This is a genomic window from Pantoea sp. RIT413, assembly GCF_003057675.2.
GTDB lineage: Bacteria > Pseudomonadota > Gammaproteobacteria > Enterobacterales > Enterobacteriaceae > Pantoea > Pantoea eucrina.
The window spans coordinates 134202-148351 of the sequence record NZ_QBJB02000003.1; the positions used below are offsets into that span (position 1 = coordinate 134202).

General features: G+C 57.5%; 15 protein-coding genes. 2 read left to right on the forward strand and 13 right to left on the reverse strand.

The genetic code is table 11. From position 1 onward, the window contains the following. Positions 1–257: 257 nt before the first annotated feature. Positions 258–1541, forward strand: coding sequence for a citrate synthase (locus tag DBY66_RS06105; RefSeq protein WP_039383219.1), 1284 nt, complete (start codon positions 258–260; stop codon positions 1539–1541). 71 nt (positions 1542–1612) lie between these two features. On the opposite strand, the gene nei is transcribed toward DBY66_RS06105, so the two are convergent. The 11 genes from nei to DBY66_RS06160 form a co-directional block, all read right to left on the reverse strand. Further along, positions 1613–2401 carry an endonuclease VIII gene (gene nei / locus DBY66_RS06110; RefSeq protein WP_094111658.1) on the reverse strand — a complete coding sequence of 263 codons (789 nt, stop codon included), beginning with the start codon at positions 2399–2401 and terminating at the stop codon, positions 1613–1615. Between the two features lie 12 nt (positions 2402–2413). Then, the gene (gene pcp / locus DBY66_RS06115; RefSeq protein WP_039383214.1) at positions 2414–3061 is read right to left on the reverse strand and encodes a pyroglutamyl-peptidase I; all 648 of its coding nucleotides are present in this window, start codon (positions 3059–3061) and stop codon (positions 2414–2416) included. A gap of 7 nt (positions 3062–3068) precedes the next feature. Next, entirely contained in the window at positions 3069–4085 is a 1017-nt protein-coding gene (locus DBY66_RS06120) for a DUF979 domain-containing protein (protein ID WP_108569692.1), read from the reverse strand. Then, positions 4085–4813 carry a DUF969 domain-containing protein gene (locus DBY66_RS06125; RefSeq protein WP_039383210.1) on the reverse strand — a complete coding sequence of 243 codons (729 nt, stop codon included), beginning with the start codon at positions 4811–4813 and terminating at the stop codon, positions 4085–4087. Before DBY66_RS06125 ends, DBY66_RS06120 begins: the two co-directional genes overlap by 1 nt. Positions 4814–4872: 59 nt before the next feature. Beyond that, positions 4873–5610, reverse strand: a complete 738-nt coding sequence (gene pxpA / locus DBY66_RS06130; RefSeq protein WP_039383208.1) for a 5-oxoprolinase subunit PxpA — start codon at positions 5608–5610, stop codon at positions 4873–4875. Next, positions 5600–6532, reverse strand: a complete 933-nt coding sequence (gene pxpC / locus DBY66_RS06135) for a 5-oxoprolinase subunit PxpC (RefSeq protein ID WP_039383205.1) — start codon at positions 6530–6532, stop codon at positions 5600–5602. The genes pxpA and pxpC overlap by 11 nt, the downstream gene beginning before the upstream one ends. Beyond that, positions 6526–7185, reverse strand: coding sequence for a 5-oxoprolinase subunit PxpB (gene pxpB / locus DBY66_RS06140; protein ID WP_039383204.1), 660 nt, complete (start codon positions 7183–7185; stop codon positions 6526–6528). The genes pxpC and pxpB overlap by 7 nt, the downstream gene beginning before the upstream one ends. A 154-nt stretch (positions 7186–7339) precedes the next feature. Further along, positions 7340–8083, reverse strand: a complete 744-nt coding sequence (locus DBY66_RS06145) for a type 2 GTP cyclohydrolase I (RefSeq protein ID WP_039383201.1) — start codon at positions 8081–8083, stop codon at positions 7340–7342. A gap of 18 nt (positions 8084–8101) precedes the next feature. Next, positions 8102–9529: a deoxyribodipyrimidine photo-lyase gene (gene phrB, locus DBY66_RS06150; protein WP_108569691.1), complete on the reverse strand. Its 1428-nt coding sequence runs from the start codon at positions 9527–9529 to the stop codon at positions 8102–8104. A 12-nt stretch (positions 9530–9541) separates the two neighbouring features. Continuing rightward, on the reverse strand, positions 9542–10498 hold the full coding sequence (locus DBY66_RS06155; protein WP_039383196.1) for a 2-thiouracil desulfurase family protein: 957 nt from the start codon (positions 10496–10498) through the stop codon (positions 9542–9544). Between the two features lie 148 nt (positions 10499–10646). Then, entirely contained in the window at positions 10647–10847 is a 201-nt protein-coding gene (locus tag DBY66_RS06160; protein WP_071668988.1) for a YbfA family protein, read from the reverse strand. A 236-nt stretch (positions 10848–11083) separates the two neighbouring features. On the opposite strand from DBY66_RS06160, the gene kdpE reads away from it, so the two are divergent. Next, positions 11084–11758, forward strand: coding sequence for a two-component system response regulator KdpE (gene kdpE / locus DBY66_RS06165; RefSeq protein WP_039383191.1), 675 nt, complete (start codon positions 11084–11086; stop codon positions 11756–11758). Between the two features lie 39 nt (positions 11759–11797). Here the strand turns inward: kdpE and pgm are convergent, their stop codons facing one another. Continuing rightward, complete coding sequence (pgm, locus tag DBY66_RS06170; RefSeq protein WP_039383189.1) at positions 11798–13438, reverse strand: phosphoglucomutase (alpha-D-glucose-1,6-bisphosphate-dependent); 1641 nt, start codon at positions 13436–13438, stop codon at positions 11798–11800. A 25-nt stretch (positions 13439–13463) separates the two neighbouring features. Continuing rightward, positions 13464–14006 carry a replication initiation negative regulator SeqA gene (gene seqA / locus DBY66_RS06175; protein WP_039383187.1) on the reverse strand — a complete coding sequence of 181 codons (543 nt, stop codon included), beginning with the start codon at positions 14004–14006 and terminating at the stop codon, positions 13464–13466. Positions 14007–14150: the final 144 nt, after the last annotated feature.

Consider the following 14150-nt stretch of genomic DNA (forward strand, 5'->3'; position numbering starts at 1 on the left):
TAACATTGCCCTAACGAGCAACATAAACCGTCAGGTTATTGGTTACCAAGAAGTTATGTCGTGACAGGATCTTTAACATCTGCGATGAGCGCCATGTCATGTCCGAATATCCTTGCCCCGGATGCCTTAGTACTGCGTAACCTCATTACGTGCAGGTTATTGCCAGGTGATAATCTGAAGCGAGTGGTGTTACGCAACATGCGAACTATTCTGGTGTCTAAAGATCCTTACTTACCCAGGCGCTATGGAGACGAAAAATGACAGATAAAAAAGTGACGCTGACCCTACAAGACAACAACACGCTTGAACTGGATGTGATGCAAGGCACGCTGGGACAGGATGTTGTTGACGTCCGCGCCCTTGGCTCACAAGGCCTGTTTACATTTGACCCCGGCTTTACCTCTACCGCGTCGTGTGAATCCAAAATAACGTTTATTGATGGTGATGAAGGCATTCTGCTGCATCGCGGTTTCCCGATTGACCAGCTGGCGACCCACTCAAATTATCTGGAAGTCTGTTATATCCTGCTGTACGGCGAAGCGCCTACTCAGGAGCAGTTCAAAGAGTTCTGCACGACCGTTACCCGTCACACCATGATTCACGAGCAGATCACCCGTCTGTTCCACGGTTTCCGTCGTGACTCACACCCGATGGCCGTTATGTGCGGCGTAACCGGTGCGCTGGCCGCGTTCTATCACGACTCGCTGGATGTAAACATTGAGCGCCATCGCGAAATCGCTGCGTTCCGCCTGCTGTCGAAAATGCCTACCATGGCAGCCATGTGTTACAAATATTCTATCGGTCAGCCTTTTGTTTATCCGCGTAACGACCTCTCCTATGCCGGCAACTTCCTGCATATGATGTTTGCCACACCGTGTGAAGAGTACAAAGTGAATCCGGTGCTTGAGCGCGCGATGGATCGTATTCTGATCCTGCACGCCGATCACGAACAGAACGCCTCCACCTCTACCGTACGTACCGCAGGGTCATCCGGGGCTAACCCGTTTGCCTGTATCGCGGCCGGTATCGCTTCACTTTGGGGGCCGGCACATGGCGGCGCCAACGAAGCTACCCTGCGTATGCTGGAAGAGATCAGCACCGTAGAGCACATTCCGGAGTTTGTGCGCCGTGCTAAAGATAAGAATGACTCGTTCCGCCTGATGGGCTTTGGTCACCGCGTTTACAAGAACTACGATCCGCGCGCCACCGTGATGCGTGAGACCTGCCATGAAGTGCTCAATGAGCTGGGTATGAAAGATGACCTGCTGGAAGTGGCGATGGAGCTGGAACACATTGCGCTGAACGACCCCTACTTTATCGAGCGTAAACTCTATCCAAACGTCGATTTCTACTCCGGCATCATTCTGAAAGCGATGGGCATCCCTTCTTCAATGTTTACCGTAATCTTTGCGATGGCGCGTACCGTTGGCTGGATTGCACACTGGAAAGAGATGCACGATGAAGGCATGAAAATTGCCCGTCCGCGTCAGCTCTATACCGGTTATACCGAGCGTCCGTTTGAGTCAGCGCTGAAAAAATAAGCGCCGTCACGCCATAAAAAAGGGCAGATTCTTCTGCCCTTTTCTTTTGCCCGCAATCTGCCCACGTCTGGCTACAGCTGGCACCCCGGACACCAGTAAAAAGGACGTGATGAGAGCACGCCTTTCTCAATCAGCGTACCGCAGCGCCGGCACTTTTTGCCCTGCCGGTGAAAGACTTCAAAGCGAAACGCCGCCTCTTCATGATACTTCTTCATGCTGCCACGCATTTTGTAAGAGAGACGCGGGATCGCCAGCAGCGCGTCACTGAGCCTGTCGAGCTGAGCGTCATCCAGATCCTGCGCCCGGTGCTGCGCGCGCAGTCCGGCGTGCCACAGGATCTCCACCCGCAGATAGTTACCCAGCCCGGCCAGAAAAGCCTGATCCAGCAGCAGGCCGCTGAACTGCCGGCGCCGGAACCGCGGCGAAAGCAGGCGTTCGCGCACCTCCGCGACGGTCAGCGTGGCATCCAGCACATCCGGCCCGACGCGCTGCAGAAACGGGTGTGCACCGAGCGTGTCCGCATTCAGCAGTTCAATATCAGACGCGCTGTAAAGCAGAATGGCTTTATCGGCGCTCTCCAGCCGCACCCGCAGCTGCCGGGTGGTCGCGGGCTGCGTGCCTGCGGCAACGACCCGCCAGACGCCGTAGAGCTGATTGTGACTGTAAAGCGTCAGGCCATTAGAGAAGTGGGTCAGCAGCGCTTTACCGCGCGTTTCAATAGCGTTAACCGTTTCGCCCAGCAAGGCGGGCTCATAGGTTTTCAGCGATGGAAAAGCAAACCACACATCGGTAAGGGGCTTGCCCACGATAGCGGCTTCCAGCTGATCCGCCGCCCGGCGGATCTCCGGTCCCTCTGGCATACAGACTCCTGATTAGTGTGTTGCGCCACCCGCAACACGGATGTCGTCATGGGTGTTCATCATGACCTGAATGGCGATCTCCAGCGCCTGCGTCACGCTGCTAACGGACATGCTCGGCGCGCCAGGATGATTCACCGCCTGCTGCGGCATCCAGGGAATGTGCATAAATCCGCCGCGTGCCGGACTGCCGTGGGTGTGCAGCCAGTGCAGCAGAGAGTACATCACGCTGTTGCAGGTAAAGGTGCCGGCCGTTTGCGAAACCGAGGCGGGAATGCCTGCCTCCCGCAGCGAGGCGACTATCGCTTTAATGGGCAGCGTGGCAAAGTAGGCCGCCGGGCCTCCCGCTACGACCGGCTCATCCACCGGCTGCTGCTGCTGGTTATCGGGGATACGCGCATCGTGAATATTGATTGCTACCCGCTCCAGCGTAATATCGCAGCGACCGCCCGCCTGCCCCACGCAGAGAATGCCATCGGGCTGCAGCGTAGTCAGCGCGTCAGTCAGCACCGCACCGCAGGTTGCAAACACCACCGGCAGCTGGCGTACCACTACCCGCACGCCAGCCAGCATTTTACCGTCAAAGTCGCGCACCGCCTCCCAGGAAGGATTGAGACGCTCACCGCCAAACGGCTCAAAAGCCGTTAACAACACCGTTTTCATTACTGCCTCACAAAAACATCAGGAAGTAGAGCAGGAAAATATTCACTAACAAGAGTAGTACACCGGTAGGAACCTGAGCCTTGATCACCGCATTCCGATCCGGCAGCTCCAGCAGGCGCGCGGGCACGATGTTGAAGTTTGCTGCCATCGGTGTCATCAGCGTCCCGCAGTAGCCGGAAAACATGCCGATCGCCGCCATGACGGCCGGGTTTCCGCCATGCTGCAGCACCAGAATCGGGATGCCGATGCCGGCCGTCACAATCGGGAACGCGGCAAAGGCGTTGCCCATTACCATCGTCAGCAGCGCCATTCCTCCGGCATAGACCGCCACCGCAATCAGCCGGTTATCCACCGCCAGATAGTGTTCAGTGAGATGCGAAATCGCGCTGCCGACGCCGGCGCTGGTAAACAGCAACCCCAGCGTGGCGAGGATCTGCGGCAGAATAAACGCCCAGCCTACCGCATCCAGCAGGCGCCGTGTCTCCTGCATCGACTGCAGCGGCTTTTCCCGCGTAAACGCCAGTGCAATCAGCCAGCCCAGAATACAGCCCACCATCATTGAAAACAGCGTCACCAGCGTAGCGTGGTTGCCCGCGCCAAACACCTGCTCCTGCAGTCCGGGAATATGATTAAACGCCAGTACGCCAATCACCGTAACCAGCGGTATCGCCAGGGCGGGTAAGAACAGCTTATTGCCCAGCCGTCTGGCGCTGGCCTGTTTCTCCTCATCCGTACGCTGATGATAGCGCCCGAGGCGTACCCCACCACAGCCGGCGATCAGCGCCATCACAACCACGACCACCCCGGTGGCAATATGCAGCCAGCGGCGGCCCAGCTCAGCGTCGCCGGCCCACTGCCCTGCCAGCTGATAAGCGCCATCACCAATCAGAAAAATCAGGCCATAGAGCGCCCAGAAGAGACCGGTGGTCAGACGGCGCGGATTGGCGCGGTCTCCCCAGGAGAGCAGCGCCACCACCAGCAGAATCGCCCCTGCCAGCCACATCAGATATTGTTGCTGAAACATTACTTCTCCTCCCTGGCGTGCAGCGCCTGCTGATTCAGCGCACCCAGCTCACGCGACAGCTGGCGATCCAGCCGCACCAGCCGGGCCGAGTGGATAAGAAAGGCGCACAGCGCGGTCGGGATGCCCCACAGCGCAATATGCAGCGGCTCGGTGGTAATGCCGGCTGATTCCTGCATAAAGTTATGCATAAAGATAATCGCGCCGAACGCGACAAAGATATCCTCACCAAAGAAAAGGCCGACGTTATCCGTTGCGGCAGACATGGCGCGCAGCCGGTGACGTATCTCCGGCGAAACCTCACCATAGCGGTTCTCCGTCGCCCCCTCCGCCATCGGTGCCAACAGCGGACGCACCATCTGCGGATGGCCGCCCAGGCTGGTCAGCCCCAGCGCGGCGGTTGCTTCGCGCACAAACAGGTAAACGATAAGCAGACGGCCGGCGGTGGCAGTTTTGATCTGCGCAATCCAGCTCTGGGCACGCTCTTTCAGCCCGTGGCGTTCCAGCAATCCGATTACCGCCAGCGGCAGCAGCAGGATCAGCGGCAGATTGCGCGTATTGAGAAAGCCGGAACCGAGTTTTTCCAGAATGTCGCCGAGCGGCATCTGCGCCGCGAGGCCAGTAACAAAGCCCGCGACGATCACCACCAGCACCGGATTAAAGCGTAATAAAAAGCCAATAATGATGGCCAGGATCCCCAGCAGGGGCCAGAGGTTGACAACGTTTTCCATGATTTTCCTCACTGAAAACAAAAAAGCCCGGCCGTAGCAGGCCGGGCGAAAAAGGGACGTTATGCGCTGCTGACGGCAATCTGCTCAGCAGCAAACGCGGCACGCAGCGTACGGGCAAACTGCAGCGCGTGTGCGCCATCACCGTGCAGGCAGACCGTCTCCGCGTTGACGGCGACCCACTCACCGCTCACGCTTTGCACCTGCTGCTGCTTTACCATAGCCAGCGTCTGCGCCAGCGCCTGGCCGGCATCCTCAATCAGCGCGCCTGGCTGGCTGCGCGGCACCAGCGCCCCGCTCGCCAGATAGCCGCGATCGGCAAACACCTCTTCGCGGGTGCGCAGGCCATACCGGGCACCTGCCGCAATCAGCTCGCTGCCCGCCAGGCCAACCAGAATAAGCTGAGCATCCACCGCCCGTACTGCCCGGGCAATCGCGTCAGCGAGCTGCGGATCGGCGGCGGCCTGGTTATAAAGCATGCCGTGCGGCTTAACGTGAAACAGCCGCGCGCCTTCACTTTCCGTCATGCTTTTCAGCGCGCCAATCTGATAGATCATCTGGGCATAGACTGTCTCCGGCGGCAGCTGCATCGCCGTGCGACCGAAGTTCTCGCGGTCGGGAAAGCCCGGATGAGCGCCAATCGCCACCCCTGACGCATTGGCCCAGCGCACCGACTGCAGCATGGTCTGCGCATCACCGGCGTGAAAACCGCAGGCGATATTGGCAGAGCTTACCAGCATCAGCAGTTCCCGATCGCTGCTGCTGCCTTCGCCGAGATCGGCATTCAGATCAATTTTCATGCGTAAGCCCCCAGGCTATCTGATCCAGCGCGCGCTGCTGCTGCTGTTTCGCCAGCAGCGCCTCCTCCAGCGTGCACGGAATAAAGTGAATCGGTTCGCCGAGCCGGATTTGCGCCAGCTGATAAATATCCGCCTCGATAATGCAGGCGATCCGCGGATAGCCGCCGGTGGTCTGTGCATCCGCCATCAGCACAATAGGCTGACCGTTTGGCGGCACCTGCACCACGCCAGGCACCAGACCATGTGAGAGCAGATCGCGCGTGGCGGTCCGCTGCAGGCTGTCGCCCTGCAGGCGATATCCCATACGGTTACTCTGCGGGCTCAGTTTCCACGGGTTACGCCAGAATGCCTCCTGCGCCTCCTGGGTAAATTCGCTATATTCCGGACCCGGCAGCGCACGAATGCGGTTCCCCCACAGCAGCTGGCGCACGCCCGCCGGCTGGCTGAAGCGGCGGGTTGGCTCGCCCAGCGGCAGACGATCGCCATCCTGCAGCCTGCGGCCCTGCCAGCCGCCAAACGCAGCTTTCAGATCGGTGCTGTGCGAGCCCAGCATTTCTGCTACCGCAAACCCGCCGTTTACCGCCAGATAACTGCGCATGCCGCTGGTTGGCATGGATAGCGTAAGAACCTGACCACGCCGCACCGGCAGGCGCCATCCGGTCCAGACCGGCTTGCCATCCAGCTCAGCGTTACAGGCGGCTCCCGTCAGCGCAAACCAGCCGTCGCGCTGAAACTCCGCCCTGAACTGACCCAGCACAATCTCCAGTACCGCGCTGTTCTCGCTGTTACCCACCAGCATATTTGCGGTACGCATGGAGGGCTCATCCAGCGCACCGCTCAGGCTGACGCCCAGCTGACGCCAGCCGTGCCGCCCGCGATCCTGTACCGAGGTCATTAACCCGGCGCGTAAAATATTCAGCATATGCCCTCCTTCTGCGGCACAAACCGAACGCGATCGCCGGGGCGCATCAGCGTGGGCGGCTGCTTAAGCGGATCAAACAGGCTGAGTGGCGTATGGCCAATCAGCTGCCAGCCGCCGGGGGCAGCCAGCGGATAGATACCGGTCTGACTGCCGCCAATCCCCACTGAACCAGCCGGGACGGCCACGCGCGGCTCGGCGCGACGCGGCGTATGCAGTCGCGTATCCAGGCCGCCCAGATAGGGGAAACCAGGCTGGAAGCCAAGAAAATAGACAATGTAGTCTGCGCTGCTGTGCAGCTCTACCACCTGCGGCGGCGTCAGCCCGGCGCGATCTGCCACTTCTGACAGATCGGGTCCGGCACTGCCACCATACACCACCGGGATCTCAATCAGCCGGGGATTATTCTGCAGCTGCTCTTCACCCTCTTCCCACCAGCGCTGCAGACGCTCAATGGCGTCCTGCGCATCAATTTGTGACTCGCGCAGTATCAGCGTGAGGTTGTTCATACCGGGGATCACCTCCTGCACCTGCTCATCCTGCTGCAGTCGTTCACATAATCCCCAGATGCGCTGCTGACTGGCGAGCGAAACCGGCGGCGCCAGTTCCAGTACAACCGCCCGCTCTCCCAGTAAATAACAACGTGCCTGTTGCAAAACCCACCTCCCGATCGTGAATAACGCGCGCCGGCAGACGTGCTGCGGCACGATAAACCTTTCACATAGCTGCTCAGGTTCAATAGGTTATGCAAAAGTGGCGGAGATGTGTCAACCAGTTTGCGCCCGGCGAGCGGACGCAGAGAGAGAAAAATCAGGCAGGATTGTCGATATCGATAAAGGTAACATCGAGGTGGTAATGCTGCGCCAGCCACTCACCCAGCGCTTTGATACCGTCGCGCTCGGTCGCGTGATGGCCCGCGGCGAAAAAGTGCAGCCCCTGTTCGCGCGCGCTGTGAATGGTCTGCTCAGAGACTTCGCCCGTAATAAAGGCGTCAACGCCGGCCGCGGCCGCGTTGTCGATAAAGCCCTGACCACCGCCGCTGCACCAGGCCACGCGTTTGATCAGCGCGGGTGCGTTATCACCGCAGTGCAGCGGCGTGCGTCCCAGGCGCTGCGCGATTTTTTCTGCCAGGTCGCTGCCGCTGAGCGGCGTGCGCAGCTCACCCCAGGGCAGCAGCGGCTCGATTTCACCCCTGACGTCGATATCAAACAGGCGCGCCAGCTGCGCGTTATTCCCCAGCTGCGGATGCGCATCCAGCGGCAGATGCCAGCCATAGAGATTAATATCGTTAGCCAGCAGCGTGCGCAGACGCTGTCGTTTCATGCCTTTTATTGCCGGGGCTTCGTTTTTCCAGAAATAGCCGTGGTGTACCAGAACGGCATCGGCATTCCGCTTTACCGCTTCATCCAGCAGCGCCTGGCAGGCCGTAACGCCGGTAACCACTCTTCTGACTTCACTGCGTCCCTCAACCTGCAGTCCGTTAGGTGCATAGTCGCTAAACGCGCTGCTGTTTAGCTGCTGGTTAACGATTTTTTCCAGCTCAATGTTATTCATAAAGGCTCCGTCATCGCCTCAGGCCGCGCCGCGTGCGCGTTCAAAGGCGTCTAATGTCTTTTTGCGTGCCGCCTTATGTTCCACGATTGGCAGGGGATAATCGAGTTTCTTGTTATTTTTCTTCGCCCAGACGTGCGGCTGATGAATATCGCTGTCGGGCACATCTTTCAGCTCCGGCAGCCACTGCCGGATAAATGCGCCCTGCTTATCGAACCGTTCACCCTGGGTTGTCGGGTTGAAGATACGGAAATAGGGAACGGGATCGGTGCCGGTAGAGGCTGCCCACTGCCAGCCGCCGTTGTTAGCAGCGAAATCACCGTCAATCAGCTGTTCCATAAAGTAGCGCTCGCCCTGCCGCCAGTCGATAAGCAGATCTTTTACCAGAAAGCTGGCGGTGATCATGCGCAGCCGGTTGTGCATCCAGCCAATGCTGTTCATCTGGCGCATACCTGCATCAACGATGGGATAGCCGGTTTTGCCCGCTTTCCAGGCGTCAAAATGGGCGCTCTCTTTCTGCCAGCTGACGTGATGAGTCCAGTCGATAAACGGCTGATGTTTACAGAGCGCCGGATAGGCCACGATCAGATGGCGATAGAATTCCCGCCAGATCAGCTCACTGATCCAGGTAAAGGCTTTTCCTCCTTTCAGCGCATCAGCATGCTCTTTCACAATCCGATGCAGACACTGCCGGGGTGAGAGTACGCCGGTTGAGAGATAGGCTGACAGCTGGCTGGTCCCGTCGCTGGCAGGTGTATCGCGCTCTGACGGATAATCCAGCACCGGCTGTCTGGCAAACGCGCGCAGGCGTTTTAACGCCGCCTGTTCGCCGGCCGGAAACAGCTTTTCATCGGGTTTTTCAGTCGGATAATCAAATGCGGGGATCTTTTTCAGGCTGTTCAGCGGCGCATCACCGCGCGCGGCAGGAGCGCTATGGCACTCTGGCATCCCCTGCTGCAGCCGTTTTACAAACGCTTTGCTGAACGGCGTGAAGACTTTGAACGTCGTATTATTGCCGGTCTGCACGCTGCCCGGCGGCAGCAGCAGGCTGTCATCAAATCCCTGACAGGTAATACCCTGCTCATCCAGCTTTTTTTCGACGGCAGCGTCGCGCTCGCGCTCGTTAATTTCATACTGATAGTTGTAAAACAGCGCATCCACCCGATGCGTTTTGCAGAAGTCGCTCAGGTAATTAACCGAAGCAGCAAAATCATCGCACTGATGAAAATGCAGCGGAATGCCGCGTTCCGCCAGCGCCTGCTGCAGCTCACACAGGTTCTGATGAATAAAGGTCGCCTGTTTTGCTGACATGCTGTGCTGCCGCCACTGTTTCGGCGTGGCGACAAACAGCGCCATGACGTCAGCCTTTTTATCATGACACGCTGCCGCCAGCGCGCTGTTATCGTTAATACGCAAATCGTTGCGCAGCCAGAGCAGGTGTGTGGTCATGGGGCCTTGTCCTTATTGTCCGTAACGCAGGCGCAGTGCTTCCGGGTAGGGATCGAAATAGCGCTGCTGCGCCAGCCAGGGATGCGGATACTCAGCCATGTAGTGTTTCAGCATAGTAATAGGGGCCAGCAGCGGCTGAACGCCACAGCGATAGCGATCAATCAGCTGCGCCAGTTCCTGACGCTGAGGAGAGCTGAGTTTTGGCCGGAAATAGCCCTGTACATGCATCAGCACATTAGTATGATTGCGGCGCGATGCGCGATGCGACATTAGCTGCATCAGCCGGTTACGGTACTCAAACGCATACTCTTCCAGCGACGCCCATTTATCCATAGCGGCCACAAAGCGTCCCAGTTCGCGATAGGCATCCTGCGCATGCGACAACAGCAGCAGTTTGTACCGGCTGTGAAAGGCGATCAGTTTGTGCCGCGTCAGTCCGCTGCGCCACATTTCGTTGAACTCATGCAGCGCAAATACGCGCCCGGTGAAGTTTTCGCGCAGAACCGGATCGTGCAGGCGGCCATCCTCTTCCAGCGGCAGCCAGGGCATCTCCTGCTGTAAAAAAGAGGTAAAGATGCCGATGCCCGATTTGCGATTATTGTTTGTGGCAGGATCGTAAACGCGCACCCGCTCCAGACCGCAGCTGGGTGATTTGGCGCAGAGAATATAGCCGCAAAGATGGTGCAGCGATTTGACGCGCTCCGCTGACCAGCTGCGCATTTCGCTGGTGACTTCCTGATTGTCATCTTTGCTGAAACAGATATGGATCTGATCGTCGCCCTGCTTCACCAGCCTCAATGCCGGACGCGGTGTGGGCAGGCCGATAGCCATCTCAGGACAGACGGGCTCGTAGCGCACAAATTGCGCGAGTTCGTCCGTTGCAAAGGCAAAACGCTTGTGGCCGCCATCAAATCGGACGCTATCCCCGAGCAGGCAGGCACTGATGCCGACAGGAATTTTCTCGCTCATACTTGTACAACCTCCAGAATCTTGTAGAGGTTTAAGTGTAGCGCAAATGACGATGAATGGCAGGATGTAGCAGGCGCTATAAGGAAAATTTTGTCAAAAAAAGCGGCCGCTTCGGGTAAAAGCGTCCGCCTCAGTCAGAAAAACTCTGTTACCAGTAAATACCGCCAGCGATTTCGGACTGCGCCAGCCATACCGGCTTGGTACTGGTTTTGCACCAGATGCGGTGCAGGTAGCTATAAAAACGCGCACGATCGCGGCGGAATAGCATAAAAGGAAGCGCCGCAACGCCTGCAATCAGCACCAGCGTGCGCCGTATAACGATTTTTGGCAGTGAATAGCGTTTATCCATTGCGTTCCTCCTGAGCAATCTGTTGTAAAGTGTGATCTGCCGCAAATATTACTCCTGGCTGCTCACTTTTGCTACTCATCAGACCACTTATTCTGAACTTTTTTTGACCATTTTCCGCTTCACAGAATGGCGTTACAACAGTGTGAATAACGGGTTATTTTATTGGGGTAAATCGCTGCGCGGACGCCGCTGCGGTTTATTGCTAAAGTAGAGAAAACCGTGTCGCAGGAGCCCACGTGACAACCATTTTGATTGTGGAAGATGAAAAAGAGATCCGCCGTTTTGTACGCCTGGCGTTAGAGAGCGAAGGCGTAAAAATTGTCGAAGCTGAACAGCTGCAGCGTGGTCTGATTGAAGCGGCAACGCGCAAGCCCGATCTGGCGATCCTCGATCTCGGCCTGCCTGACGGTGATGGCATCGCGTTTATTCGTGAAGTACGCCAGTGGAGCACTATGCCGGTTATTGTGCTTTCAGCCCGCAGTGACGAGCAGGATAAGATCGCAGCGCTGGACGCGGGTGCGGATGATTATCTGACAAAACCGTTTGGCATTGGCGAACTGCTGGCCAGGGTGCGGGTGGCTTTACGTCGTCATCAGGGCAGTCAGCCCGATGCGCGCGTGCTGTTTGGTGAAGTCTGCGTTGACCTTGCTGCACGCCGTATCACCCGCAGCGGTCAGGAAGTGCATCTGACGCCAACCGAGTTTCGCCTGCTCAGTCTGCTGCTGAATAACGCCGGCAAGGTGCTGACGCAGCGCCAGCTGCTGAATCAGGTCTGGGGCCCCAATGCGGTGGAACACAGCCACTATCTGCGCATCTATATGGGCCACCTGCGTCAGAAGCTCGAAGAAAACCCGACGCAGCCTGCTCACCTGCTGACGGAAACCGGTATCGGCTACCGTTTTATGCCATAAAAAAAGGCCGCAGCAGCGGCCCTTTTCACGGTATCACCCTCAGGCGTTCTTCAGAACTTCGCTGACAATTTCCACCGCTTCTTTCTCAATCAGCTCGCGATGCTCAGCGCCAAGGAAGCTTTCGCAGTAAATCTTGTAAGCATCTTCAGTGCCGGACGGGCGCGCGGCAAACCAGCCGTTCTCCGTCATGACTTTCAGTCCGCCAATAGATGCGCCGTTACCCGGAGCCGCCGTCAGGCGTGCGGTAATCGGATCGCCCGCCAGCGTATCAGCGCTGACCATCTCTGGTGACAGCTTTGACAGCGCGGCTTTCTGTGCCGAGGTCGCAGACGCCTGCAGACGATTGTAGCTTGGCGCACCAAAGCGCTCCGCCAGCTCATCATAGTGCTGCTGCGGATTTTTACCGGTCACCGCCGTGATTTCAGCGGCCAGCAGGCAGAGAATAATGCCATCTTTATCCGTTGACCAGGCTGAACCATCAAAACGCAGGAAGGAAGCCCCCGCGCTCTCTTCGCCGCCAAAGCCAAAGCTGCCGTCGAACAGGCCATCAACGAACCACTTAAAGCCCACCGGTACTTCTACCAGCTTGCGCCCGATATCATTAACCACGCGGTCGATCATCGCACTGGAGACCAGCGTTTTGCCCACGGCAACATCACTACCCCACTGCGGACGATGCTGGAAAAGATAGTTGATAGCGACGGCCAGGTAGTGGTTTGGATTCATCAGGCCAGCTGGCGTGACAATACCGTGACGGTCATAATCGGGATCGTTGCCGAAGGCCAGATCAAACTTGTCTTTATACGCCAGCAGACCCGCCATCGCGCACTCTGATGAACAGTCCATGCGCACCACGCCATCTTTATCCAGATGCATGAAGCGGAAGGTCTGGTCGATAGCGTCATTAACGATGGTCAGATCGAGGTTGTAATGCTCAGCGATACGCTGCCAGTAAGCCATACCTGAGCCGCCAAGCGGATCGACGCCAATTTTCAGTCCCGCTTTCTGAATCGCCGGGAAGTCGATAACCTGCGCCAGTCCTTCAACATAAGGCTGAATCAGATCCTGCTCAACAATGTGGCCGCTCTGCCACGCCTGATCCAGCGGCAGACGTTTCACATCCTGCAGACCGCCTTTGATCAGCTGGTTAGCGCGATCTTCCACCACTTTTGTGACGTTGGTATCAGCCGGCCCACCGTTTGGCGGATTGTATTTAATGCCGCCATCTTCCGGTGGATTGTGTGAAGGGGTGATCACAATGCCGTCAGCCTGCGCGCCGCCGCGTTTGTTATGCTCCAGAATAGCATTGGAGATAGCGGGCGTTGGCGTGTAGCCGTTATCCTGCTGCACGATGACATCTACACCGTTCGCCGCCAGCACTTCCAGTACTGACAGAATAGCGGGCTCAGAGAGCGCGTGCGTATCTTTGCCCACGTAGCATGGACCCGTGATACCGTTCTTTTTGCGCTCTTCGGCGATCGCCTGTGCGATAGCCAGAATGTGCTCTTCATTGAAGCTGTGACGTCCCGCGCTGCCGCGGTGGCCAGATGTGCCAAATTTCACCGCATGGTCCGGGTTAGCCGCATCCGGCTTCAGGACGTAATACTGCGAGGTTAATTGTGCAACGTTAATCAAATCGCTCTGCTGGGCAGGCTGCCCGGCACGGGGGTGATTGGCCATTGGCGCTTCTCCCTGACGCTTCAGTTTAAATGGTGCCGCAAACTTTCTCTGTCAGCTCCGGAGGGAACTGCATAGCCAGCATGATGTGCTCCACCATGCTGCATTTACGGCCTGTATTGGTGTTTGTGATGACCCAGTAAGGTGTACCTGGCACATGCTTAGGTTTGGTATGCGTGCCATTTTGCAGCAGCGTATGCTCATCACCGGCAAAATAGACGCGCGTACGTCCCTGCAGCGATGCGGTAGCATCGGCAAATGCATCAGGATCGAGACGATAGAGCGTTGACAAAATCAGCATAAAGCGGTTAACCGCTTTTTTCTGCTCGGCATACTCATCTGACAGCATCAGCTCGCGCATGGCACGCACGCGGTCCTGCGGACGCGCTTCAGGCTCTGCTGCTGCTGTCGCCTCTTTTACCGGGGCCGTTACTGCTGGCGCTGCTGCAGCGCGCGAGCTGGCGGTAAATTTCAGCATGCGACGCAGTATGTCTGAGGCGCTTTCACCGATGTGCTGCGTGTGGCTGGCAATATAACGGTAGAGTTCTTCGTCAACTTCAATCGTTTTCATCTTATTCCGTACGAGTCTGGCAACTAGCAGAATCCCGCATTCTGCAACGCCCTTACCGGTAGCGGGCACGCAGAGAGCCTGGGATCTGACATATTGATTATAAAGTTAAATCCGCAATAGCTGATAGCGCTGGCAACGTTTACG

Bases quoted from the DNA above. Each gene is read 5' to 3' on its own strand.
- DBY66_RS06105 (WP_039383219.1), top strand. From the start codon at position 258: ATGACAGATAAAAAAGTGACGCTGACCCTACAAGACAACAACACGCTT.
- nei (WP_094111658.1), bottom strand. From the start codon at position 2,401: ATGCCAGAGGGACCGGAGATCCGCCGGGCGGCGGATCAGCTGGAAGCC.
- pcp (WP_039383214.1), bottom strand. From the start codon at position 3,061: ATGAAAACGGTGTTGTTAACGGCTTTTGAGCCGTTTGGCGGTGAGCGT.
- DBY66_RS06120 (WP_108569692.1), bottom strand. From the start codon at position 4,085: ATGTTTCAGCAACAATATCTGATGTGGCTGGCAGGGGCGATTCTGCTG.
- DBY66_RS06125 (WP_039383210.1), bottom strand. From the start codon at position 4,813: ATGGAAAACGTTGTCAACCTCTGGCCCCTGCTGGGGATCCTGGCCATC.
- pxpA (WP_039383208.1), bottom strand. From the start codon at position 5,610: ATGAAAATTGATCTGAATGCCGATCTCGGCGAAGGCAGCAGCAGCGAT.
- pxpC (WP_039383205.1), bottom strand. From the start codon at position 6,532: ATGCTGAATATTTTACGCGCCGGGTTAATGACCTCGGTACAGGATCGC.
- DBY66_RS06145 (WP_039383201.1), bottom strand. From the start codon at position 8,083: ATGAATAACATTGAGCTGGAAAAAATCGTTAACCAGCAGCTAAACAGC.
- phrB (WP_108569691.1), bottom strand. From the start codon at position 9,529: ATGACCACACACCTGCTCTGGCTGCGCAACGATTTGCGTATTAACGAT.
- DBY66_RS06155 (WP_039383196.1), bottom strand. From the start codon at position 10,498: ATGAGCGAGAAAATTCCTGTCGGCATCAGTGCCTGCCTGCTCGGGGAT.
- DBY66_RS06160 (WP_071668988.1), bottom strand. From the start codon at position 10,847: ATGGATAAACGCTATTCACTGCCAAAAATCGTTATACGGCGCACGCTG.
- pgm (WP_039383189.1), bottom strand. From the start codon at position 13,438: ATGGCCAATCACCCCCGTGCCGGGCAGCCTGCCCAGCAGAGCGATTTG.
- seqA (WP_039383187.1), bottom strand. From the start codon at position 14,006: ATGAAAACGATTGAAGTTGACGAAGAACTCTACCGTTATATTGCCAGC.